At 57.1% G+C, this 21,418-nt stretch carries 18 protein-coding genes, 1 tRNA gene and 1 pseudogene; 15 read left to right on the forward strand and 5 right to left on the reverse strand.

Annotated elements, in window-relative coordinates:
- The first annotated feature begins 9 nt into the window (after positions 1–9).
- The 4 genes from pheT to NR164_RS24585 all read left to right on the forward strand — a co-directional run bounded on the left by pheT (position 10) and on the right by NR164_RS24585 (position 3,198).
- On the forward strand, positions 10–2,388 hold the full coding sequence (gene pheT, locus NR164_RS24570; protein ID WP_017847665.1) for a phenylalanine--tRNA ligase subunit beta: 2,379 nt from the start codon (positions 10–12) through the stop codon (positions 2,386–2,388).
- A gap of 3 nt (positions 2,389–2,391) precedes the next feature.
- Positions 2,392–2,694 (forward strand): integration host factor subunit alpha, encoded by a 303-nt coding sequence (gene ihfA, locus NR164_RS24575; RefSeq protein ID WP_002553164.1) that lies wholly within the window; start codon positions 2,392–2,394, stop codon positions 2,692–2,694.
- The gene (locus NR164_RS24580) at positions 2,675–3,031 is read left to right on the forward strand and encodes a MerR family transcriptional regulator (RefSeq protein ID WP_003174972.1); all 357 of its coding nucleotides are present in this window, start codon (positions 2,675–2,677) and stop codon (positions 3,029–3,031) included. The genes ihfA and NR164_RS24580 overlap by 20 nt, the downstream gene beginning before the upstream one ends.
- 90 nt (positions 3,032–3,121) lie before the next feature.
- Positions 3,122–3,198 (forward strand) — tRNA-Pro (locus tag NR164_RS24585).
- A 361-nt stretch (positions 3,199–3,559) separates the two neighbouring features.
- Here the strand turns inward: NR164_RS24585 and NR164_RS24590 are convergent.
- Positions 3,560–4,306: a hypothetical protein gene (locus tag NR164_RS24590; RefSeq protein ID WP_017847608.1), complete on the reverse strand. Its 747-nt coding sequence runs from the start codon at positions 4,304–4,306 to the stop codon at positions 3,560–3,562.
- A gap of 194 nt (positions 4,307–4,500) precedes the next feature.
- Between NR164_RS24590 and NR164_RS24595 the strand changes: the two genes are divergently transcribed.
- Positions 4,501–5,720 (forward strand): IS3 family transposase gene (locus NR164_RS24595; protein ID WP_197884037.1). Its coding sequence is split into 2 segments (ribosomal slippage): positions 4,501–4,846 and positions 4,846–5,720, totalling 1,221 coding nucleotides; the frame shifts between segments, so codons are not numbered across the junction.
- Between the two features lie 290 nt (positions 5,721–6,010).
- Positions 6,011–7,594, forward strand: a complete 1,584-nt coding sequence (locus tag NR164_RS24600) for an ABC-F family ATP-binding cassette domain-containing protein (protein ID WP_017847606.1) — start codon at positions 6,011–6,013, stop codon at positions 7,592–7,594.
- Positions 7,595–7,658: 64 nt separating this feature from the next.
- On the opposite strand, the pseudogene NR164_RS24605 reads toward NR164_RS24600, so the two are convergent.
- Positions 7,659–8,057: pseudogene (locus NR164_RS24605) on the reverse strand (transposase); the annotation flags it as partial.
- A 270-nt stretch (positions 8,058–8,327) separates the two neighbouring features.
- On the opposite strand from NR164_RS24605, the gene NR164_RS24610 reads away from it, so the two are divergent.
- The 8 genes from NR164_RS24610 to NR164_RS24645 all read left to right on the forward strand — a co-directional run bounded on the left by NR164_RS24610 (position 8,328) and on the right by NR164_RS24645 (position 16,048).
- Positions 8,328–9,560 carry an MFS transporter gene (locus tag NR164_RS24610; protein ID WP_256823363.1) on the forward strand — a complete coding sequence of 411 codons (1,233 nt, stop codon included), beginning with the start codon at positions 8,328–8,330 and terminating at the stop codon, positions 9,558–9,560.
- A gap of 13 nt (positions 9,561–9,573) precedes the next feature.
- Positions 9,574–10,491 carry a LysR family transcriptional regulator gene (locus NR164_RS24615; protein ID WP_017847603.1) on the forward strand — a complete coding sequence of 306 codons (918 nt, stop codon included), beginning with the start codon at positions 9,574–9,576 and terminating at the stop codon, positions 10,489–10,491.
- 85 nt (positions 10,492–10,576) lie between these two features.
- Entirely contained in the window at positions 10,577–11,221 is a 645-nt protein-coding gene (locus NR164_RS24620) for a DsbA family protein (protein WP_102618318.1), read from the forward strand.
- Positions 11,222–11,288: 67 nt separating this feature from the next.
- A complete protein-coding gene (locus NR164_RS24625) occupies positions 11,289–12,008 on the forward strand; it encodes a TetR/AcrR family transcriptional regulator (protein ID WP_256823365.1) in 720 nt (239 codons plus the stop codon).
- Positions 12,009–12,302: 294 nt separating this feature from the next.
- The gene (locus NR164_RS24630; RefSeq protein ID WP_057005733.1) at positions 12,303–12,785 is read left to right on the forward strand and encodes a VOC family protein; all 483 of its coding nucleotides are present in this window, start codon (positions 12,303–12,305) and stop codon (positions 12,783–12,785) included.
- Positions 12,782–14,002, forward strand: coding sequence for an FAD binding domain-containing protein (locus tag NR164_RS24635; protein ID WP_256823366.1), 1,221 nt, complete (start codon positions 12,782–12,784; stop codon positions 14,000–14,002). The genes NR164_RS24630 and NR164_RS24635 overlap by 4 nt, the downstream gene beginning before the upstream one ends.
- 31 nt (positions 14,003–14,033) lie before the next feature.
- Positions 14,034–14,396 (forward strand): DUF485 domain-containing protein, encoded by a 363-nt coding sequence (locus tag NR164_RS24640; protein ID WP_046382733.1) that lies wholly within the window; start codon positions 14,034–14,036, stop codon positions 14,394–14,396.
- Entirely contained in the window at positions 14,393–16,048 is a 1,656-nt protein-coding gene (locus NR164_RS24645; RefSeq protein WP_256823367.1) for a cation acetate symporter, read from the forward strand. The genes NR164_RS24640 and NR164_RS24645 overlap by 4 nt, the downstream gene beginning before the upstream one ends.
- Positions 16,049–16,196: 148 nt before the next feature.
- Here the strand turns inward: NR164_RS24645 and NR164_RS24650 are convergent, their stop codons facing one another.
- The 3 genes from NR164_RS24650 to NR164_RS24660 are packed head-to-tail and all read right to left on the reverse strand — an operon-like array spanning position 16,197 to position 20,184.
- Positions 16,197–18,452, reverse strand: a complete 2,256-nt coding sequence (locus NR164_RS24650; protein ID WP_169864942.1) for a molybdopterin cofactor-binding domain-containing protein — start codon at positions 18,450–18,452, stop codon at positions 16,197–16,199.
- Positions 18,449–18,913, reverse strand: a complete 465-nt coding sequence (locus NR164_RS24655; RefSeq protein WP_017847599.1) for a (2Fe-2S)-binding protein — start codon at positions 18,911–18,913, stop codon at positions 18,449–18,451. Before NR164_RS24655 ends, NR164_RS24650 begins: the two co-directional genes overlap by 4 nt.
- Positions 18,910–20,184 carry a c-type cytochrome gene (locus NR164_RS24660; RefSeq protein WP_256823368.1) on the reverse strand — a complete coding sequence of 425 codons (1,275 nt, stop codon included), beginning with the start codon at positions 20,182–20,184 and terminating at the stop codon, positions 18,910–18,912. Before NR164_RS24660 ends, NR164_RS24655 begins: the two co-directional genes overlap by 4 nt.
- A gap of 235 nt (positions 20,185–20,419) precedes the next feature.
- Here NR164_RS24660 and NR164_RS24665 point away from each other — a divergent pair, with 235 nt between their 5' ends.
- Positions 20,420–21,337, forward strand: coding sequence for a LysR family transcriptional regulator (locus tag NR164_RS24665; RefSeq protein WP_256823369.1), 918 nt, complete (start codon positions 20,420–20,422; stop codon positions 21,335–21,337).
- Positions 21,338–21,418: the final 81 nt, after the last annotated feature.

The raw sequence follows: 21,418 nt of genomic DNA on the forward strand, positions 1-21,418 counted from the left end.
GAGAGCAGGATGAAATTCAGTGAACAATGGCTGCGTGGCTGGGTAAGCCCGCAGGTAAGCCGCGACGAGCTGGTTGCTCGTCTGTCGATGGCCGGTCTTGAGGTCGATAGCGTTACTCCGGCCGCCGGCGTATTCAGCGGTGTGGTCGTGGGTGAGGTGCTGAGCACCGAGCAGCACCCCGATGCCGACAAATTGCGTGTGTGTCAGGTCAGCAATGGCGCGCAGACGTTCCAGGTCGTGTGCGGAGCGCCTAATGTGCGCCCGGGCCTGAAGATCCCGTTCGCCATGATCGGCGCCGAACTGCCGGGCGACTTCAAGATCAAGAAAGCCAAGCTGCGTGGCGTTGAGTCCAACGGCATGCTGTGCTCCCAGGCGGAACTGCAGGTGGGCGAGGGCAATGATGGCCTGATGGAGCTGCCGGCCGACGCGCCCGTGGGCCAGGACATTCGTGTCTACCTGGAACTGGAAGACGCCAGCATCGAGGTCGACCTGACCCCGAACCGCGGCGACTGCCTGTCCCTGGCGGGCCTGGCGCGTGAAGTAGGCGCGCTGTACGACGCGCCCGTCACCCGGCCGGTGGTAGCCGCAGTTGCTGCGGTGCATGATGAAGTGCGCTCGATCGAAGTACTGGCACCCAACGCGTGCCCGCGTTACCTGGGGCGTGTGATCCGCAACGTCGACCTGTCCAAACCAACGCCGCTGTGGATGGTTGAGCGCCTGCGTCGCGCCGACGTGCGCAGCATCGACGCTGCCGTCGATATCACCAACTATGTGATGATTGAACTCGGCCAGCCGTTGCACGCGTTCGATCTCGCCGAAATCAATGGCGGCATCCGTGTGCGGATGGCGGAAGAAGGCGAGAAGCTGGTTCTGCTCGACGGCCAGGAAGTCAGCCTGCGTGCCGACACCCTGGTGATCGCCGACCATTCCCGCGCCCTGGCGATTGCCGGCGTGATGGGTGGCGAACACAGCGGTGTGTCCGCAACCACGCGTGACATCTTTCTTGAGAGCGCATTCTTCGACCAGATCGCCATCGCCGGCAAGGCCCGTTCCTACGGCCTGCACACCGATGCGTCGCACCGCTACGAGCGTGGCGTGGACTGGAAACTGGCGCGTGAAGCCATGGAGCGCGCCACTGGCCTGCTGCTGGAAATCACCGGTGGCGAAGCGGGCCCGATCACTGAAACCGTCAGCGAACAATACCTGCCGTCGATTGCACCGATCACCCTGCGCGCCAAAAGCGTTGAGCAAATGCTCGGCCTGGTGATCGAGCCAGCGGAAATCGAGCGTCTGCTTTCGGCCCTCGGCCTGGGCATTGCCGCCGGTGAAGCCGGACAGTGGCGCGTTGAGGTGCCAAGCCATCGCTTCGATATCAGTCTCGAAGTCGACCTGATCGAAGAACTGGCCCGTCTCTACGGCTACAACCGTCTGCCGGTTCGCTACCCGCAAGCGCGCCTGGCGCCGCAACCCAAGGCCGAAGCGCGCGCGCACCTGCCTGAGCTGCGCCGTCTGCTGGTTGCCCGTGGCTATCAGGAAGCGGTGACCTACAGCTTCATCGATCCTAAGCAGTTCGAACTGTTCAACCCAGGCGTCGAGCCGCTGTTGTTGGCCAACCCGATCTCCAACGACATGGCTGCCATGCGTTCGTCGTTGTGGCCAGGCCTGGTGAAAGCACTTTCCCACAACCTGAACCGCCAGCAAGACCGCGTGCGTATGTTCGAAAGCGGCCTGCGTTTCGTCGGCCAGCTGGATGGCTTGAAGCAAGAGCCGATGCTTGCCGGTGTTGTTTGCGGTAGCCGCTTGCCGGAAGGCTGGGCCCAAGGCCGTGATGCAGTGGACTTCTTCGACGTTAAAGCGGACGTGGAAGCCGTATTGGGGTTTGCCGGAGCACTGAACGACTTCTCGTTCGTGCCAGGCAGCCACCCAGCGTTGCACCCGGGCCAGACGGCGCGCATCGAGCGCGAAGGTCGACTGGTGGGCTTCGTCGGTGCCCTTCACCCGGAACTGTCGAAAACCCTCGGTCTCGACCGTCCGGTCTTCGTTTTCGAACTGGTCCTGGCCGAAGTCGCTTTGGGCAAGATGCCGAAATTCAGCGAGCTGTCGCGCTTCCCGGAAGTGCGTCGCGACCTGGCGCTGATCGCCGATCGTGAAGTGTCCGCCACGGCCGTTCTGGATGTCATCCGTGAAAATGCAGGCGAATGGCTGACGGACCTCAGGCTATTTGACGTCTATCAGGGTAAAGGCATTGATCCGCATAGAAAAAGCCTTGCAGTTGGCTTGACCTGGCAGCATCCATCGCGCACTCTTAATGACGATGAGGTGAATACCACGACACAAAATATCCTCACCTCGCTCGAACAAAGGTTGAACGCCACGTTAAGGAAGTGACGTATGGGGGCTTTGACGAAAGCTGAGATGGCGGAACGTCTGTACGAAGAGTTGGGTCTGAACAAACGCGAGGCCAAGGAATTGGTCGAGTTGTTCTTTGAAGAAATCAGACACGCTCTGGAAGACAATGAACAGGTCAAATTGTCCGGTTTCGGCAATTTTGACCTGCGAGACAAACGCCAGCGGCCTGGCCGCAATCCAAAAACGGGAGAAGAAATCCCGATCACGGCTCGCCGTGTGGTCACCTTTCGTCCAGGGCAGAAGTTGAAGGCCCGAGTTGAGGCTTATGCTGGAACCAAGTCATAACGACGAGCTACCCGTCATCCCAGGCAAACGCTACTTCACCATCGGTGAAGTCAGCGAGCTTTGTGCGGTAAAACCGCATGTGCTGCGCTATTGGGAGCAGGAGTTTCCTCAACTCAACCCCGTCAAACGCACCGGGAACCGTCGGTATTATCAGCGCCAGGATGTGCTGATGATCCGACAGATCCGTGCATTGCTGTACGACCAGGGGTTCACCATCAGCGGCGCGCGCCAGCGCATGTCCGGTGATGAAGCCAAAGACGACACCACCCAATACAAGCAACTGATCCGCCAAATGATCTCCGAACTCGAAGATGTGCTGGTGGTTCTGAAAAAATGATTCAGGCTTTTAAAATACTTCCACATTTCAAAAGCTTGCGGTATATTCCTGATCGCTTCATTGCGAAGCGAACCCAGTAACACGCCTAGTCGGGGCGTAGCGCAGTCCGGTAGCGCACTAGCATGGGGTGCTAGGGGTCGAGTGTTCGAATCACTCCGTCCCGACCATATTTTTCAATGACTTAGCCCAATCTGAAAAGATTGGGCTTTTTCATGTCTCAAAAATACTCCCACATTTACTCCCACGGATTGTTTGGGTCTCGGTAAATATGCCGCTTGAGCGGCGTTCGACTCTCGTGCCCTTGGGCAGTGGTATTAGTGCAAGAGTTTGAAGGTGCGAAGTCGCTTGTTAAAGTGAAGCGAGCTACTAGCGATGGCTATAGGCAGTGCGGAGCTCACTGTTGCTAGTGAAATGGTCCGGGAATCGCTCAGGCTCCGGTACAGTCGTCGGATATACATGGTGTCATCGGGAGAGGTGCGTGTTGATGGGGGCTATGAAGTTCCTGATGATGAAAGCACCAATTATGCCCTATGCCCTCCCATCGGGCCGGTGCGCGATTTCGGCGGTTTGGTCATAGGTGGGGTCGTCAGCCTGCTGGGGAGGCAGCGTGATGGACTGAATGAAGAGTTCGGAAAGATAGCCGATGGTCTGTCTTATTTCTGAAAGCGGTAGAGGTTTGCTCACCGGATCCGCATTGAGGTCTGCATGTCTGGCTGTAGGGCCTGAGGAAATGTTGTTGCAGGTTTGTTTTAGACGAGAAAGTTTGTTGTTGGATATGGCCCGGGGCAACTCTGGGGCGACTGACTGAATGAGTTCGTAAATTTTATACAACCCTTCGTAGGACTCTGCATTTGGTTGTCCCCAGTAATCCAGCAAGGTGGCCAATATCGAGAGTTTGACCGCACTGATCCTGGAGAAATCAATCGATGCGGGCTCCGTCGGACCAAATCCGCTGAGCTTGGTGACTTTAAGAGCCACTCGCAGTGGAATGGCCAGAGACCTGTTGTTTTGCGCGTCGTATTCGACGTGGTGAGTCATTTCGATCAGGCCGGGATGTCCGGCGCTGACAGCAATACCGTTCATTCTGACAATTGCCTGAATGGCCATATCGAGTTGCTTTTCGAAATCTTCTTCGTGTTGTTCGTCGGGTAAGAATACCTCCCACTCGAGGTGCTCAGTCGACAGGCTCAATGACCACCAAGGCGTGATCTGAGGCAGGCACTCTAAGGAGGAGCGTGGCCCTTTGACGAGAAACGCCCAATTGCATATCTTCATGCGACACATACCTACTTGAGCTTAAGAGCTCACTGAAAAGGTTAAGAGTTTTCGACGTTGGGCTAATTTACCAGCGAATACCCGTATCGGGGCATAGGCTGGAGATGTCTACGATGCTGGGGGCTGAACGAGCCCCATGAAAGACAGGACACCGTTTCCCCCTTACGATAAGGGATAGGCAAACGGGTATGTTTATGACTAACAGCAATGATAAGGGTGGCGAGCTGCTCGGCCAGGAGCGCCGACGCCGCTGGAGCACCGACCAGAAGCTGGCCATGGTTCGCGAGAGCCTTGAACCGGGACAAAGTGTGTCCGTGGTGGCCCGACGCAACGGCATCAACGCCAACCAGCTGTTTCTTTGGCGCAAGCTGTATCAGGACGGAAGTCTATCGGCGGTCAGTGCGGGCGAGGCCGTTGTACCGGCGTCGGAACTGAGCGATGCGCTCAAGCAGATCCGAGAATTGCAGCGGATGCTGGGCAAGAAGACGATGGAAGCCGAAGTCCTAAAAGAGGCCGTGGAGATCGCCCGGTCGCGAAAATGGATTGCGCACTCACCCTTGTTGCCGGGGGACGACCAGTGAAACTGGTCAGCGAATGTCTCGGTGTGTCGCGCTCGCAATTAACGGTTCGGATCAAGCAATCGGTATCGCCTAAAGTACGGCGACGTCGGCTCGTGAACGATACGGAGTTGGTCGCCGAGATTAAGGAGCAGGTCAGCGAGTTACCGAGCTATGGCTACCGCCGTGTTTGGGGGTTGCTGCGCCGCGAGCGTGAAGTTCAGTCACTGGCTCCGATCAATGTGAAGCGGGTTTACCGCGTCATGCGCGATCACAATCTGCTGTTAGAACGCCGCATCAAGCAGCCTGGCGTGCAGCGCCGGCATGAAGGCCGAATTGCCGTTACTACCAGCGATACGCGCTGGTGCTCGGACGGCTTCGAGTTTCGCTGCGACGACGGTGCGAAGTTGAGCGTGACTTTTGCCCTGGACTGCTGTGACCGCGAAGCCATCGGCTGGGTCGCCAGCCCGACGGGCTACAGCGGTGACGACATCCGAGACTTGATGTTGGAAAGCGTGGAGAAGCGATTTGGGGATCAACTACCGAGCACGCCGGTGCAGTGGTTGAGCGATAACGGCTCGGCTTATATCGCCGAGCAGACGCGTCTGTTTGCTCGCCAGATCGGCTTGCAGCCGGTGACCACACCGGTACGCAGCCCGCAAAGTAACGGCATGGCAGAGAGCTTTGTGAAGACGATCAAGCGTGATTACGTGGCGCACATGCCCAAACCGAATCGAGAAACCGCGCTGCGCAATCTGACGATTGCCTTCGAGCATTACAACGAGCAGCATCCGCACAGCGCCTTGAAATATCGGTCGCCGAGAGAGTTTAGGCGTTTGGCAGCAGCATCAATTTAACGGGGAGTTGGTGTCCGGTCTGGTAGGGGCAAGTCCAGGGGCAGTCCATTGAGCTCGCAAGGTGTCTAGAGAGTCCGAGGCGATTCAGTCCAGTTGTCGTATCTGGGGCGGGCCGACAGTCAGCTCACACTCAATGGTCATCGGATCGAGTTTGACGAAATCAACCTGCGTCTCGCGGCTTTGCTGGGGCCGGTGGAGGTGTTCACGGTCATGGCCCATCCGCCGTGTGCTGTTGCGCACCATCAGGGAGTGATTCAGTGCCTATCGGGCCGCTTGTTTAAGGACGCGTCATGACTCAACGGTTACTTCAACTTGATCAAGTGTCGTACAACCTGCCCGACGGGCGCGTTCTGTTCGATCAATTGACCCACACCTTCAGTACCAGGGCCACGGGCATCGTGGGCGCCAATGGCTGTGGCAAGTCGTTGCTTGGCCGACTCCTGACGGGGGAGCAACTGCCCACCAGCGGCATCGTTCGTCGCGAAGGGCAGGTTTACGCCGTGGCGCAGTTACTGGAGCCCGAGCGTTATCCTAGCGTTGCTGCACTGGCCGGTGTTGACCATATTCTGGCAACGCTGGATCGCATTGCCTTGGGCAGCGTTGACGATGACGACCATTCGCTAGCGGTTGACCAATGGGATTGCGCCACACGCCTTCAGGCGGAGCTGGAGAAGATCGGTCTGGGCCGTTTGAATGCAGACTCCCGTACCGACGCCCTCAGTGGAGGCGAGCGGCAGCGTGTGGCGCTGCTGGGGGCGTGGTTGTCTCGGGCCGACTGGCTCATTCTGGATGAACCCAGCAACCACCTAGATATCGATCAGCAACACAAGCTTGCGCAGCAGATTGATCGCTGGCCCAACGGCCTGGTGTTGATCAGCCACGACCGCGGACTTCTGGAGCACGTGAACGAAATTGTCGAGCTTTCGCCCATGGGGCTGTCGGTTTATGGCGGTAACTACAGTCAGTATGCTGCGGCACGCGAGCAGGAGCAGCAGTCGTTCCAGTCGGCATTGCAGGGGGAGCGGGCGCAGGCCAAGCGTGAGCAACGTGAGATGGTCGTGCAGATGGAGCGTCAGCAACGGCGCAATGCCCGCGGTGACCGCCAGGCCCGTGACGGCAATCAGACCAAGCTGATCACCAACGCCCAGAAAGAGCGAAGTGAAAACAGTCAGGGAAAATTGCGCCTCAATCAACTGGTAGCCCGGGAACAGCAGCAACAACGGATTGCTGAGGCCCGTGCGCGGTGTGCGCCGGACGTTCAACGAATGATGTTGTCCCCGGAAAGCGTAGTGCCCAATGGCAAGTTGATTGTGCAACTCAACGACGTGATTCTCCCGTTCGGTTACGCGGCACCGATCAATCTGACGCTGACCGGGCCTATGCGCATGGCGATCTTGGGCGCCAACGGCAGCGGCAAATCGACCTTGTTGCGAGTGATCGCCGGCCAACTGCCGGTACACGAAGGCGAAGTCATCCGCAGTTGCCATGTTGGCTGGCTGGATCAACACGCCGGATTGCAGTACCCCGAACGCACGGCAGTGCAATGGCTCTACGGGAGTAATCCGGAGTTGCCCGAGGCCGAGGCGCGGACCCGCCTGGCTCAAATGGGAATTGATGCGAATCGTGCGATGCTCAAGACCTGCCAGCTAAGCGGTGGCGAACGGCTGAAAATAGCCTTGGCTACGCAGCTGTATGCACAACGCCCTCCGCAATTGCTGTTGCTGGACGAGCCGGATAACCATCTGGATCTGCCCAGCAGAATCGCGCTGGAGCAGATGCTGATTCAGTACCAAGGGGCATTGATCGTGGTGTCCCACGACGAAGTTTTCTTACAGGGTATTCGTCTGGACAGCGAATTTCATCTCAAAAGCTAGGGATGCTCCGATCAACTTGCCGCGTTGCGGCGGCAAGTCGAAACTTTCCCGACACTCATCGCTATCAGCCGAAACGGCCCGATATATATCGTGTTTTGCGGGCGCTTTCGCCCATACCCATCAGTCTTTTTCGAGCCTTCCACAAGTTTGACAGAGCGAACAGCGTAGTCAACTGAGCTGTGTTTTTCACCAGACCGCGAAAGCGCACTTTCACGTCGCCAAATTGCCGCTTTATCACCCGAAATGGATGCTCAACCTTGGCTCGTGTCTGAGCTTTGCAGTACTCAATCTTGCGCTTGGCTTTGTAAAGCACACTGAGTTTATTCAACTTGTAATAGGTGCTGCGGCGCGCCGCGATTTGCCAGATCACCTCACGACTTTCATGTTCTTCACGCTTCTCGATACCGGTGTATCCAGCGTCCGCGTACACCGCATTTTCTTCGCCATGCAACAGCTCGGCCACCGTGTAAGCAGCCAGATCCCATCGGAAGTTGTATTTGGCCTTTGGATCATCGGCGAGTCAGTTTACTGGGCGCATGGCGATTCCTCGTCCTCGAATCAAGCGGGGGCGCTCACCGAGCCTGGGTATCTCTTGCGCAAGACGCAACGCGACGTTGCGTCCTGACCATATTCTCTCAAGATGCAGTGCCGCCTATGTTGTTGACCTGGAAAACATCAATGCGCGTGACCTTTTCTGAAGAGTCACCGCTGTCGAACCTCAGGAGTCTATGGCATGGGCGTTTCTACAAGAGATACAGCAGCGACGATACAAAAAGCGTCGATGACAAAGGGGCTCGTGCTTCTGTTTGCTTTTTGTTGCGGTGCCATCGTGGCCAACATCTATTACGCTCAACCGATTATCAGCTTGATCGCCCCGGATATCGGCATGTCGAGTGGAAGCGCGAGTTTCATCGTTTCGCTGACTCAGATTGGTTATGCGCTCGGATTGTTTTTCCTGGTGCCCTTGGCGGATCTGGTAGAAAACCGTCGGCTGATGATCGCGACAATTGTGATTACGATCTTCAGCCTGGTAGCCGCCGGTTTGTCCAAGCAGCCAAGTGTATTTCTAGCGGTGTCGGCACTCATCGGTTTCAGCTCAGTCTCCGTGCAGATGCTTATCCCGTTGGCGGCACATCTGACACCGGAAGAATCTCGCGGTCGGGTAGTTGGCGGGATTATGGGTGGCTTGCTGCTAGGGATTCTGCTTGCGCGGCCGCTGTCGAGTCTGGTTGCCGATCATTTGGGCTGGCGGGCGGTGTTTATCGGGGCCGCCGCCTTGATGCTCGTTATCTCCATCGTGATTGGCATGACCATGCCTAAATGGCAACCGACCCATCGCGCGTCGTATGGTCAATTGCTGATGTCCCTGGGACAACTGTTTTGTCACGAGCCCGTGCTGCGTCAGCGCGCGCTTTATCAAGGGCTGATGTTTGCGGCGTTCAGTTTGTTCTGGACCGCTGTGCCGTTGATATTGAGTCGTGAGTTCGGCCTCACGCAAAGTCAGATTGCGATTTTCTCTCTGGTCGGCGCCATCGGTGCAATTGCCGCACCTATCAGTGGTCGACTCGCTGATGCAGGACATACTCGACGAGCGTCGCAGTTGGCCATGGTGCTGGGGGTATTGAGTTTCCTACCGGCCTTCATCAATCCCTTTTACGGTGTGATTGGATTAGCGGTCACCGGTATAGCGCTGGATTTTGCAGTACAAATGAACATGGTGCTGGGTCAGCGAGCCGTCTACGCCTTGGGCATTGCTAACAGAGGCCGTCTGAATGCGTTGTACATGATCAGTATCTTTATCGGTGGTGCAATCGGTTCTTCGGTGGCCAGTTCGCTTTATGAACATGCCGGCTGGTTGGCGATTGCTGCGGTGGGAAGCGGATTGTCACTGGTCGCTTTGGTCGTCTTCTCGGTGGTTTCTCGTCGGACCCGAACTGGCGCAATGCTCAAGATGAACAACGGGTGAGTCAAGGAGTGTCATGGACAAGCTGCTCGCATTGAAGATGTTCGTCCAGGCTGTGGATTCGAAGGGCTTTTCTTCTGCCGCTCGACAGTTAGGCCTGGCGACGTCTTCTGTGACTCGGATGATCGATGGGCTTGAGGCGGAACTAGGCGCTGTCCTGCTTAATCGATCCACGCGTCAAATCTCATTATCAGATGCCGGGGCCGCCTACTACTTGAAAGCGCGGGAGGTGCTGAATGCTGTCGCCGAGGCGGATGCCTCGGTCACTGACCGCGGGGAACTCCCTGCGGGCCATCTTCGTATTTCCGTGCCCGTAGCGCTGGGGCGCCGTCTGATTGCGCCGCATATTGCCTCGCTGTTGAAGCGATACCCTCAACTTGTGTTGGACATGACGCTCTCCGATGACATCGTCGAACTACTGGGGGAACGCGTTGATCTGGCGATCCGATTGGGATCGGCAGCAGCCATGGATGGTGTCGTCAGTCGTCCCGTCGGTCATTTCAGACGCCGGGTTGTGGCCAGTGCCGAGTACCTGAATGCACATGGTTTTCCTGAACATCCCATGGACCTCATGCAACACGAGTGTCTGCGTTTTAGTTACGGCCCAAAGCAGCAGGTGTGGACTTTCTTAAAGGAAGGTGAGGAGACTCGAGTACCGATTGAGGGGCGCTTCAAAAGCAACAATGCGGAGGTTTTACGTGAGGTTGCGCTGGCGGGTGGCGGGGTGGCTCTGTTACCTGACTGGCTCGTCAACGACGATATTGGCAGCGGTGATTTGACGTCATTGTTCGAGTCCTTTGTTATCAATCCGAACGATGCCAGTTCGGCCATTTCTGCGTTGTATCTTCCCAATCATCGTGGCTCCAAACGCGTCAATGCGTTTATCGATTTCATCAGCGAATTGCTCGGGCCTGAAGGCTTGGCCGAGCGCTGATCGCCTCATTGCTGTTTTCGCATGTTTGATCCACGACGTAACGAACCTCTTTCGCCGTGTGGCACGGCAGATCCCGGAGATTTGAATGAGCACTGCGACATTGCATTACGTCTACGACCCGTTCTGTGGCTGGTGCTATGGGGCGGCGCCGATGATCACGGCGGCCACCGCTATTCCTGGCCTGGAAATTCAGGCCCATGGCGTGGGCATGCTCTCGGGGGACAAAAGCAAGTTGATGTCGGGTGAGTGGCGCGATTTTGTTCGTCCTCACGAAGCCCGGATTACGGCATTCAGCAAACAGACCTTCGCGGACGCCTATGTTCAAGGCGTACTGGAACATGAAAATGTCCAGTTGGACTCTTCACCACCGATTGCAGCGATGTTGACCGCTCAACAGCTGTCCGGACGTGGCATCGAAATGCTCAAACGCCTGCAAACTGCCTACTACCAAGAAGGTCAGGCCATTGCTGACCGAGGGGTAATCGCCGGCATTGCCAATGAGCTTGGGTTTGAACCCGAATCGTTTATGGCAACTTTTGATTTGATCACAGCAGACTCATTGCAAGACCACATCAAGCGCAGCAACGAGATGCTTGAAGCTCTGAATGCGCGCGGCTTTCCGGCATTTGCGCTGGAGATCGACGGCCAAATGGAAGTGTTGGCCATGGGGCATTATTTAAGCCGACCTGCGTTGTTCAAGAAGGATATTGAAAGTCGTCTGGCCAAATAGGTGTGGTTCATAGCCAGTGCATTCTTTTGTTTTGTATGATGCCTTAATGAAGCTCCAGCGAGGCGTTATGCAAGACTCAAAAGATAGAGACGAGTACGAGTCGGGAAAATCAGCGAAATCAGCAGACCCCGTCAAATCGACGACTCGACGCCTTTCGCCTGAGGTCAGGGAAAAGCAAATCGTGCAGAAAGCTATCGAGCATTTTGCGACGTGCGGATTCTCGGGCAGTACCCGTGAGCTGGCGCGACAACTGGATATTACCCAACCGTTACTCTATCGATATTTCCCCAGCAAAGAGGCACTGATAGACCGCGTGTACGACGAGGTATATCAGTGGGATTCCTCGTGGGAGGCGATGATCAAGGATCGCTCCGAACCCCTTCAGTCTCGCCTGGTTCATTTCTACACCTCATACGCTCGTGTGATTCTGCGGCGAGAGTGGATTCGTATCTTCGTATTCGCCGGGCTGACACGTGAAGGCATCAATGATCGGTATCTGGCTAAATTGCGTGAGCGGGTCTTCATCCCTGTCATTGCAGAAATCCGCCAGACTCATGGATTGGCGCCATCCTCAGGTGACACGATCAATGAAAAAGAGCTCGAGCTGATCTGGAGTCTGCATGCCAGCATTTTCTATATCGGTGTTCGCAAATGGATTTACGATCTTCCAGTGACTGAGGACATAGATGCGCTGATCGAGCAAATGGTCGATGCGTTCCTTAACGGCAGTCCCCACGTACTGCAGCAAGTCGATAACGATTTGGGTAAGAAGCCTCGCTTGAATTGATCGGTTTCGATTTCCTGTTTGTTGCCTCCTGATCGCCTATTTTGCCCTGCTTTTTTGTCGACCACTCATCACCTGTTTCAGCCTTCAACTGAGCGGGTGAAGAGGGGTGTCCGCGCACCATCCTGCTCTGAAAAGCTCTTTCCCAACGCCTGAAGCCCGTTCGCTGTTGGCGACGCCACCGCGTGGTTCAAGCCTGTCCTCAAAAATTTGATCCGCCACCTATTTACTTCAATTTCAGCTGGTCGTATTGTTTATCAACTGATAAATAAATACAAAAAAACTGTTGGAGGCACCATGCAAGTCGTGAAGCTCGCTCACTACTCGATCCGGTCGTTCGACCTGGAAAAGTCCAGTCGATTCTATGAAAGGGTCCTCGGTTTTACTCCAGGCTACCGGCCGCCATTCGATTTTCCTGGCGTTTGGTTGTACATGGGCGGTGATGAGAAGGACTTCGGCACGGTCCACATTATCGGGATTGATCCTTCCAATCCTGAAGGCCTGAAAAAATACCTGGGCGATAAAGAAATCCCGCTGACAGGCACTGGGACGGTTGATCACATTGCTTTTTTGGTCACCGGCCTGGTCGAGTTCTGGGACGTCTTCAAAGCCGAAGGGATTGCGTGGCGCGATCGCACCGTGCCGAGCCTAGGCCTGCATCAAGTGTTCATCGAAGATCCGTCTGGTGTCACCATCGAGCTCAATTTCCCGGCCTCCGAGATCGATGCTGTGGGTTCTTACGCCTCCCATGCCTCTGCAACGGTGGGAGAGCAGCCATGATGAACGCCTCGAACAAGCCCCGCGCCATAGTCGTGGGCGGCTCGCTGGGCGGCCTGTTTGCAGCAAATATGCTGTTGCGCAACGGTTGGGACGTTGAGGTCTTCGAACGCGTTCCGGATGAACTCGCTGGACGAGGCGCAGGGATCGTTACACACCCTGAGTTGTTCGAAGCGATGGCCGCAGCGGGAATTCCCCTCGACGCATCGGTAGGTATCGATGTGCTGTCGCGCGTCACTTTGGCCCAGGACGGCGAAGCCGTACTTGAGAATGCGCTTCCACAAACGTTGACCGCATGGGGGAAGATGTACCAGGTGCTTCGCTGCGCATTCCCAGACTCACGGTATCGCTGCGGTGGCAGTGTGGTGTCGGTCGAAAGTACTGAAACCCATGCCAGCGTGACATTGGCCGATGGGACGACTCATCAAGCAGACGTCATTGTTGCGGCTGATGGGTTTCGGTCGACGATTCGCCAACATTTTTTACCCGATGTGCATCTGCAATATGCCGGCTATATCGCCTGGCGCGGGTTAGTCGATGAAAGTGCTCTGTCTGACGCTGCCCACGCCGCACTTTTCGATAAATTCGCGTTTTGTTTGCCCCCGCATGAGCAGATCCTGGGGTATCCAGTTGCCGGGCATTCCAACAGCACCCTTGTCGGCGAGCGCCGTTACAACTTCGTGTGGTACCGCACCAGCGGTGACGATGACTTGAAGGATTTGCTGCGTGATGAAAGCGGTAAACAGTTTGAAGGCGGGATTCCTCCGGCGCTGATACGCCGTGATGTGCTCGACACTATGTACAAGTCCGCAGAGACATTACTGGCCCCGCAGTTTGCCGAAGTCGTTAAGAAAGCTGCTCAGCCGTTATTCCAGCCAATTTACGACCTGGAAGTACCGAAGATGAATTTTGGCCGTGTTGCATTGCTCGGCGACGCGGCATTCGTGGCGCGTCCCCATTGTGGGATGGGCGTTACCAAGGCCGCCGGTGATGCGTTGGCAATCGTGGACGCACTTGCGCGACATGCAACGGTTGAAGAGGCATTGGCGGACTACAGCGAGCAGCGCTGTCGTTTCGGCGCGTCGATTGTTCAGCACGCCAGGCATCTTGGCGCGTATATGCAGGCGCAACTGAAAAGCGAGGAAGAGCGTGACATGGCGGAGTTGTACCGGACTCCGGAAGCCGTGATGCGTGAGACTGCAGTGCCCGTGAAGTTTTAACTCAGCCACAAGCCATTTGCTGGAGATCACCATGGAACATGCATATCCGCAAGACGGTGGCCCGACCATGTCCGCTGAACAGGTTGACGACACTATTCAAAACCCGATTCTCGAAAATACGGAGTTTCGTGCTTTGGTAAAACAGCGCCGACTATTTTCGTGGAGCATGACGGCGCTTATGCTCGCCGTCTATTTTGGTTTTATTCTTTCCCTGGCCTTTATACCTGCCCGTTTGGGTACGCCTATCACAGAAGGGCAGCCGATGACGTGGGGCGTGCCAATCGGTTTTGGAATGCTCGCTTTCACGACTCTCCTCGTTGCTGTCTATGTCTGGCGCACTAACACCTGCTACGACCCTAAAATAAAAACAATTATCAGGAGCTTCAACAAATGAAGCGTCTACTTATTACAATCGCCGCCATGCTTGCTTCGGTAACGGTATACGCGGCCGATATCCCTGGCGCCGTACAAAAACATAATCCCATTGCCATCGGCATGTTTTTGGCCTTCGTTATTTTCACGCTGTTCGTCACCCGGTGGGCGGCACGCAAAAACAATAGCGTCGCGGATCACTATGCCGCAGGAGGAAAAATCACCGGCTTCCAGAATGGCTGGGCTATCGCTGGCGACTACATGTCTGCGGCGTCTTTGCTGGGCATCTCCGCCTTGGTTTTCACCAGTGGATTTGATGGGCTGATTTACTCGATCGGCTTCCTTGCCAGTTGGCCGATCATTCTGTTTCTGATTGCGGAGCCACTGCGAAACCTGGGGCGCTACACCCTGGCAGATGTACTGTCCTATCGGTTGAAACCGCGGCCCATACGGGCATTTTCAGCCTCCAGTTCCATTGTGATCGTGTTGCTTTACCTGGTTTCTCAACTGGTAGGTGCCGGAAAACTAGTGGAGTTGCTGTTTGGTTTCGATTACACCGCAGCAGTGCTTCTAGTGGGCACGCTAATGGTGATTTATGTTTTCTTTGGTGGGATGTTAGCAACCACCTGGATTCAGATTATCAAGGCCGTATTACTGCTGACCGGCTGCGTCTTCATGGCTTTCATGGTGCTGTCCCAATTCGGATTCAGCCTGAACCAGCTGTTTACTCAAGCGACCCAGGTGCATCCTTCCCATGTCGTAATCATGAGTCCAGGCGGTCTGATCAGCGACCCGGTGTCTGCGATTTCCCTAGGCCTGGCATTAGTCTTCGGCACGGCAGGCCTTCCACATATTCTCATGCGGTTTTTCACTGTCGGTAACGTTAAGGCCGCACGCCAAAGTATTCTTTATGCCACCGGTCTTGTCGGCATAGGGTATGCCCTGATCGTAATCATCGGCTTCGGCACTATCGCCTTGGTTGCCAGCAATCCGGCCTATCACGATGCATCAGGGGGAATATCAGGCGGCGTTAATATGGTTGCGATTCACCTCGCACACAACGTAGGCGGTAATGTGTTCCTAGGGTTTATGTGTGCTGTGTCGTTCTCGACGATATTGGCGGTGGTGGCTGGGCTCACCCTTGCAGGCTCGTCTGCTGTTTCGCATGACCTCTATGCACATGCCTTGCGCCGGGGCACCGCCAGCGACCGTGAAGAGATGCGCGTCTCTCGCGTTACAACCATCGTGTTGGGGGTGTTGTCGATTCTATTGGCCATTGCTTTTGAAAAACAGAACATCGCATTTATTGTGAGCTTAACGTTCTCCATCGCCGCAAGTTCCAACTTCCCCGTGCTGCTATTGTCGATTTACTGGAAGGGCCTGACGACACGTGGCGCCGTGATTGGCGGATCGCTGGGGCTGGTATCAGCCATTACCCTATGCATTCTTAGCCCGACCGTGTGGGTCAAGATCCTCCATAATCCGCAAGCCTGGTTCCCATACGAATATCCGGCCTTGTTTTCCATGGCCGTAGCATTTGTCGGTATCTTTTGGTTCTCTATTACCGATCGCTCGGTCAGTGCCATAGGTGAGCGCAATCGATTCGAAAATCAGTTGGTCGATTCTGAACTGGGTACGCCGGCAACATGGAGAGCGCTGCTGAAGGCTGATTGATTCGGGTTATTAGTGTTCGCGTTAACTAGTTGCTGCATGAGCTCCAGGCGCTCACGAGCGTGCGCCTGGCTACCGATTCAGACGTTTCGCCGGAATCGGGTGGCTTACTTTTGGCTGAAGGGCATAACGTCGACACCGCCCGGATCGGTCATGACCCCAGCGCATCCTGCCAGCCACGTCGTGCCAGGGGCAGATCGAGCAAACGCTTGCCGGTGGCATCGTTGATGGCATTGCCCAGTGCTGCGGCCATGGGGCCCTGGACGATTTCTGCGGCACCCAGAAATGGCTGATCCGGCTGATCAATCATGTGGACCTCGACCTGTTGCGGTAAATCCGGAAAACGCATGATCGGATAGCCGCTCCAGTCGAAGCTGTGCATGCCGCTGGCGTCATAGAGGATTCGTTCATAGAGCGTCCAACTCGCGGACTGCACGATGCCCCCCTGGATCTGATTGAGCAGCCCGTCGGGGCTGACAATTTGCCCCACGTCGACGGCGGCGACTACGCGATCGATCATCACTTGCCCGGTCTGGCGCTGCACATGCAACTGCACGGCGATCGCGCAGTAACCCATGATGTTTTTGTAGCGGGCAAAGGCGAAGCCGATTCCGCTGCCGGGTCCCGTTGCTTTGTGCGGCCAGCGGAACTCAGCGGCCACGCGCTCCACCACCGCCCGTGCTCGCGGATCGCTCAAGTGATTCAGGCGAAATTGCACCGGGTCGATGGTGGCCCTAGCCGCCAGTTCATCGACGGTGCTTTCGATGGCGAAGATGTTGATGTGGGCACCGAGCGAACGCATGGCCGAGGTCCTGAATGGCATGGTCAGCACAAAGTTCATGTCGACCTTCAGGTTGGGTATCTCATACAACGGAACGGCATTACGGTCGCCGTCACCTTCGGGCTGAGCAATCGGCACCGAAGGTGCCGGGGTGAAGGGATTGGCCAACAGCCACGCCGGCAACAGGCGCCCGGCATTGACGATACGTTCGTTGTGCGGGGTGCTCCAGAGCTCGTATTTCCAGTCGCGAAGACGCCCACTGTCGTCCAGCCCCGCTTCCACCTCGGCAAGCATGGCCGAGCTGTACGGCTCCCAGAGGTTTTCCTGTTCGCGCATCCATTGCACCCGAATCGGCTTGCCGGGAATGGCCATGGCAATCAGCGCGGCATCGGCGGCGGCGTCATCGGCGCCATTGTGGCCATAGCAACCGGAACCTTCAGCGTGGATGCAACGCACCTGAGCCACTGGCAGGCCGACCATCTCGGCGATACCCGCGCGCAGAGGGTAGACACCTTGGGTATGGGTCCAGACGGTCAATGTTCCATCCTTGAACCAGGCCACTGCGCAGGAGGGCCCGATGGAGCCGTGCATCAGGTATTGCTTGGTCACCCGGGCCTTGTAAGCACGCGGCAGCGGTTGCGGGAGGTCACCCTTGGCGCTCACCGGATAGCGCCGCGCCGGTAATTCGGTGAGGAGTTGATGGATGTGTGTCGAGTCAGGCAGCGGGTTACCTTCTGTCCAGCGGGCCTTGGCGTAGCCTTCGCGCATCGCTTTGACCGCCAGCCATTCATCGGTGGCGACCACGGCGAGGTAGCTGCCATTGCGGACCAGTTTCACCTCGCCGGGAAGTTGCCTGAGGGCGGCCTCGTCGATCTCCAGAAGCTGACTGCCGCGCCGGGGCGGGCGTATCACCCGGGCGTGCAGCATATCGGGCAGCCGCATGTCCTGCACATAGGCCGCACCGCCACTGACTTTGGCCGGGATGTCCAGCCGAGGCAACGATTTGCCGATCAGGGTGAAAGTGCCAGCGGGCTTGAAGGGCGAGTTGGCCGACGCAAAGCGATGCAGTTGAACCCCCACCACTGCCTGTGCGTAGGTCATGCTGCGGCCTTGTGTATCGTAGATCACCGCATCCCGCGTGGTCAGGCTGTCGATGCTGCGCTGCCATTGCCGTGCTGCGGACTCGAGTAACAACTGCCGCACCTGGGCCGCGGCGTTGAACAGTGCAGTGCCGCTGTCGACGATCGTATGGCTGCCGGCGGTGTAACCTTCATTGGGTGTCAGTGCGGTGTCGGCAGTGAGAAAACGGATGAGCCCAGGTGACACTTCAAGGCGTTCGGCGGCGATCTGCAGGAGCGCAGTTTTAACACCCGTGCCCAGCTCCACTTTGCCGGTGTAGACGGTGATGCCATCTTTCGCATCGATGCGGATCCAGGCGTCCAGATAGGGCGTGGCCCGCAGGCTGCCGGGCAGATCAGGCGCCAGGATTGTCGTACCCAAGGTGTCCACCTCGGTGTCAGCGAAGGCCCGGGGAATACCTGGAAGCATCGCGAACCCCATCACCAAAGCCCCGTTTATCACGAAGGCGCGGCGGCTCAGATTGACGTTTTGCGTGGGGGTTTTCATACCTTGCCTCCCTGCGCGACAACCGACTTGATCGCGGCGAAGATCCGCACGTGGGTGCCGCAGCGGCATAAATTCGGTGCCATGTGGCGGCGGATCGTTTCATCGTCCGGATGAGGGTTGGCCTCCAGCAGCGCCTGCGCCCTCACGATCATTCCCGCGATGCAATAACCACACTGGGCGGCCTGTTCATCGATAAAGGCTTTCTGCAACGGCCCCGGTTGGTCGACGCTGCCCAGGCTCTCGACGGTGCGTACCGATTTGCCCGCCAGTGCGCCGCACGGCGTCAGGCAGGAAAACACCGGCTTGTCGTTCACTAACACGGTGCACGCGCCGCACTGACCCAGGCCGCAGCCGTATTTGGCGCCATTGAGCCCCACCTGGTTGCGCAAGGCATATAGCAGGGGCATGTCGTCCGCGATGTCCAGTTCGTGAGTCTTGCCGTTGATGTCAAGTGTGATCACGGTTGCTGCTCCTGAGCCCGAATACTTTTGATTGTCTTGTCGAGATCCGTCCAGGGTCGGTTTGCACAGCTTTCATTGCGCAAGTACTCGGCAAGTGCGGCCACATGGGTGTCGTCCAGGTTGTGGGCGAAAGCAGGCATGTAGTGGCTGGAAGCGGCGCTGGACATCGGGATGCCCTGCAGGATGGTCTGGATCAAATTGCGTGGCGAGTCCGCCCTCACCGCCGAGGTGTTCGCCAGTGCCGGCCGCGATTCAATGACGCGCATCGGCGCCGCGCGGCCATGGCAACTCGCGCAGGCCCCCTCGAACAACGCGGCGCCCCGCAGCGCCGTGGCGCTGGGCTTGACCCCAGAGGTGCAGGGCGGCGATGGGGCATCCGATGAAGTTTTCTTGAGGTCAAGAATGTACTGCGCGATGGCATGCGCGTCTTCCGCCGGCAATTGCGCGATGCTCAGGCTGACCGGCAACATCGGGCCCGCCGCTGCGCCATGTCCTTCGGCGACCTCGCCCGTCAGATAGGCGACCAACTGGGCTTCATTCCAGGGGTGTTGTGCCTCGGTCATTCCGCGCAGGGCGGGAGCTGTCCAGCCGTCGACGACGCCACCGTTGAACAGTTCGCTGCCTTTCTCCCCACCAATCAGATTCAGGGGCGAATGGCACGACGAACAGTGCCCCGCGCCCTCGACCAGATAACGTCCGCGGTTCCATTGTGCTGATCGGTTGGGAAGTGCTTTCAGCGGATCCCCATGCAGGAACAGTAAGTTCCAGAAAGACACCAGCGGACGGAAGTTCATGGGGAAGACCATATGATTTTCCGGTGCGGTGTATTTGATCGGGTCCACGCTCATCAGGAAAGCATAGGCGTCGGCAATATCGGCATCGCTCAGCTTCCGGTAATGCACGTAGGGGAAGGCCGGATAGAGAAAGTGGCCGTCACGCGCGATGCCTTCACGCATGGCCCGTTCAAAGGCGTCCAGCGACCACTGACCGATACCGGACTGCGGGTCCGGGGTGATGTTGGTGGTGAAGAGGGTTCCGAAGGGCGTTACCAGCGGCAACCCACCGGCCATGTAGGCGCCCCCTGGCCGTGTGTGACAGACCGCACAGTCGCCCGCTTCGACCACGCGGCGGCCTCTGTCCAGCGTCTCGCGATCAGCATTCAGGTGTTGGCTGACAGTGGCAATTTCCGGCCTCCACATCATCCAGAACGCAAAGCCTAACCCCGCGACGCCGATTGCCAGAACGGCACCGATGATCGTCTTGCGCTTCATCGCCTTACCTCTCGAGCTGAATTAACGACAGATTTTTCAATCCGCCGCGTGCGATGGGCGGCGATTTTCCATGTCGTGAGCTTAGAGAGGGCGCTTGTGATGGAGTACCCCATCAAGGCGCAACGCTACATTGCGCCAGGCGCAACGGCGGCAGAATTAACAACCGTTAACTCGCGCAGGGTGCGCCGATGTCCAAAGATAGGCGCTCAAGGAGCGTAATGACGGAAGGGGTTTCATGGACAAGCTGCTCGCACTGAAAATATTCATCCAGTCAGTAGATTCCAAGGGCTTTTCGTCTGCCGCCAGGCAACTCAATCTGGCGACCTCTTCAGTCACCAGAATGATCGACAGGCTTGAGGATGACCTGGGTGCCGTGCTGCTGAATCGATCTACCCGGCGAGTCACGTTGACCGATGCCGGTAGTGTGTACTACCTGAAAAGCCGGGATATTCTGAGCGCCATGGCTGACGCCGACGAGTCAGTTTCGGACCGCGGTGAAGTGCCCGCGGGACAGTTGCGTATCTCCGTGCCCGTGGCGTTTGGACAGCGTCTTATTGCCCCTCATATCGGCGCGCTTTTAGCGCGCTATCCCCTGCTCGTACTGGATATGACGCTATCGGACGACATCGTCGATCTGCTCGGCGAACGCATCGATCTATCGATCCGGCTGGGGTCGCCAGCGGCGATGGAAACGCTGGTCAGCCGCTGCATCGGCAACTTTCGCCGCCGCGTAGTCGCCAGCGCCGAGTACCTGAACGCTCGAGGATTTCCCGACGGGCCCATGGACCTCATGCAGCACGAGTGCATGCGCTTCAACTATGGCGCGCCACAGCAGTTCTGGACATTTACAGAGCAGGGCCAAGAGCTGCGCGTGCCCGTCGAAGGGCAATTCAAGAGCAACAATGCCGAGGTCCTGCGCGAAGTGGTGCTGGCCGGGTGCGGGGTGGCGCTGTTACCCGATTGGTTGGTCAATGATGACGTCGACAGTGGTCGACTCACTGCCTTGTTCGACGCTTTTGTCGTCAATCCGAACAGCGCCAGTTCAGCGATCTCGGCTTTGTACCTGCCCAATCATCGCGGCTCGAAACGTATCAATGCGTTCATTGATTTCCTCACCGAATTGCTCAAGTCGCAAACACAGCCGACGACGTGATCGGTGCATCGTTGCGTTTTGCGAAAAGCAACGTTGTGCAGCAGGTGGATTCTCTGTCGGCGCTCCGGCACCTACCTTGGG

The organism is Pseudomonas sp. Pse79 (assembly GCF_024519615.1).
Taxonomy (GTDB): domain Bacteria; phylum Pseudomonadota; class Gammaproteobacteria; order Pseudomonadales; family Pseudomonadaceae; genus Aquipseudomonas; species Aquipseudomonas veronii.

Excerpts from the sequence above, each read along its gene's own strand:
- pheT (WP_017847665.1), top strand. The coding sequence starts at position 10 with ATGAAATTCAGTGAACAATGGCTGCGTGGCTGGGTAAGCCCGCAGGTA.
- ihfA (WP_002553164.1), top strand. The coding sequence starts at position 2,392 with ATGGGGGCTTTGACGAAAGCTGAGATGGCGGAACGTCTGTACGAAGAG.
- NR164_RS24580 (WP_003174972.1), top strand. The coding sequence starts at position 2,675 with ATGCTGGAACCAAGTCATAACGACGAGCTACCCGTCATCCCAGGCAAA.
- NR164_RS24590 (WP_017847608.1), bottom strand. The coding sequence starts at position 4,306 with ATGAAGATATGCAATTGGGCGTTTCTCGTCAAAGGGCCACGCTCCTCC.
- NR164_RS24600 (WP_017847606.1), top strand. The coding sequence starts at position 6,011 with ATGACTCAACGGTTACTTCAACTTGATCAAGTGTCGTACAACCTGCCC.
- NR164_RS24610 (WP_256823363.1), top strand. The coding sequence starts at position 8,328 with ATGGGCGTTTCTACAAGAGATACAGCAGCGACGATACAAAAAGCGTCG.
- NR164_RS24615 (WP_017847603.1), top strand. The coding sequence starts at position 9,574 with ATGGACAAGCTGCTCGCATTGAAGATGTTCGTCCAGGCTGTGGATTCG.
- NR164_RS24620 (WP_102618318.1), top strand. The coding sequence starts at position 10,577 with ATGAGCACTGCGACATTGCATTACGTCTACGACCCGTTCTGTGGCTGG.
- NR164_RS24625 (WP_256823365.1), top strand. The coding sequence starts at position 11,289 with ATGCAAGACTCAAAAGATAGAGACGAGTACGAGTCGGGAAAATCAGCG.
- NR164_RS24630 (WP_057005733.1), top strand. The coding sequence starts at position 12,303 with ATGCAAGTCGTGAAGCTCGCTCACTACTCGATCCGGTCGTTCGACCTG.
- NR164_RS24635 (WP_256823366.1), top strand. The coding sequence starts at position 12,782 with ATGATGAACGCCTCGAACAAGCCCCGCGCCATAGTCGTGGGCGGCTCG.
- NR164_RS24640 (WP_046382733.1), top strand. The coding sequence starts at position 14,034 with ATGGAACATGCATATCCGCAAGACGGTGGCCCGACCATGTCCGCTGAA.
- NR164_RS24645 (WP_256823367.1), top strand. The coding sequence starts at position 14,393 with ATGAAGCGTCTACTTATTACAATCGCCGCCATGCTTGCTTCGGTAACG.
- NR164_RS24650 (WP_169864942.1), bottom strand. The coding sequence starts at position 18,452 with ATGAAAACCCCCACGCAAAACGTCAATCTGAGCCGCCGCGCCTTCGTG.
- NR164_RS24660 (WP_256823368.1), bottom strand. The coding sequence starts at position 20,184 with ATGAAGCGCAAGACGATCATCGGTGCCGTTCTGGCAATCGGCGTCGCG.
- NR164_RS24665 (WP_256823369.1), top strand. The coding sequence starts at position 20,420 with ATGGACAAGCTGCTCGCACTGAAAATATTCATCCAGTCAGTAGATTCC.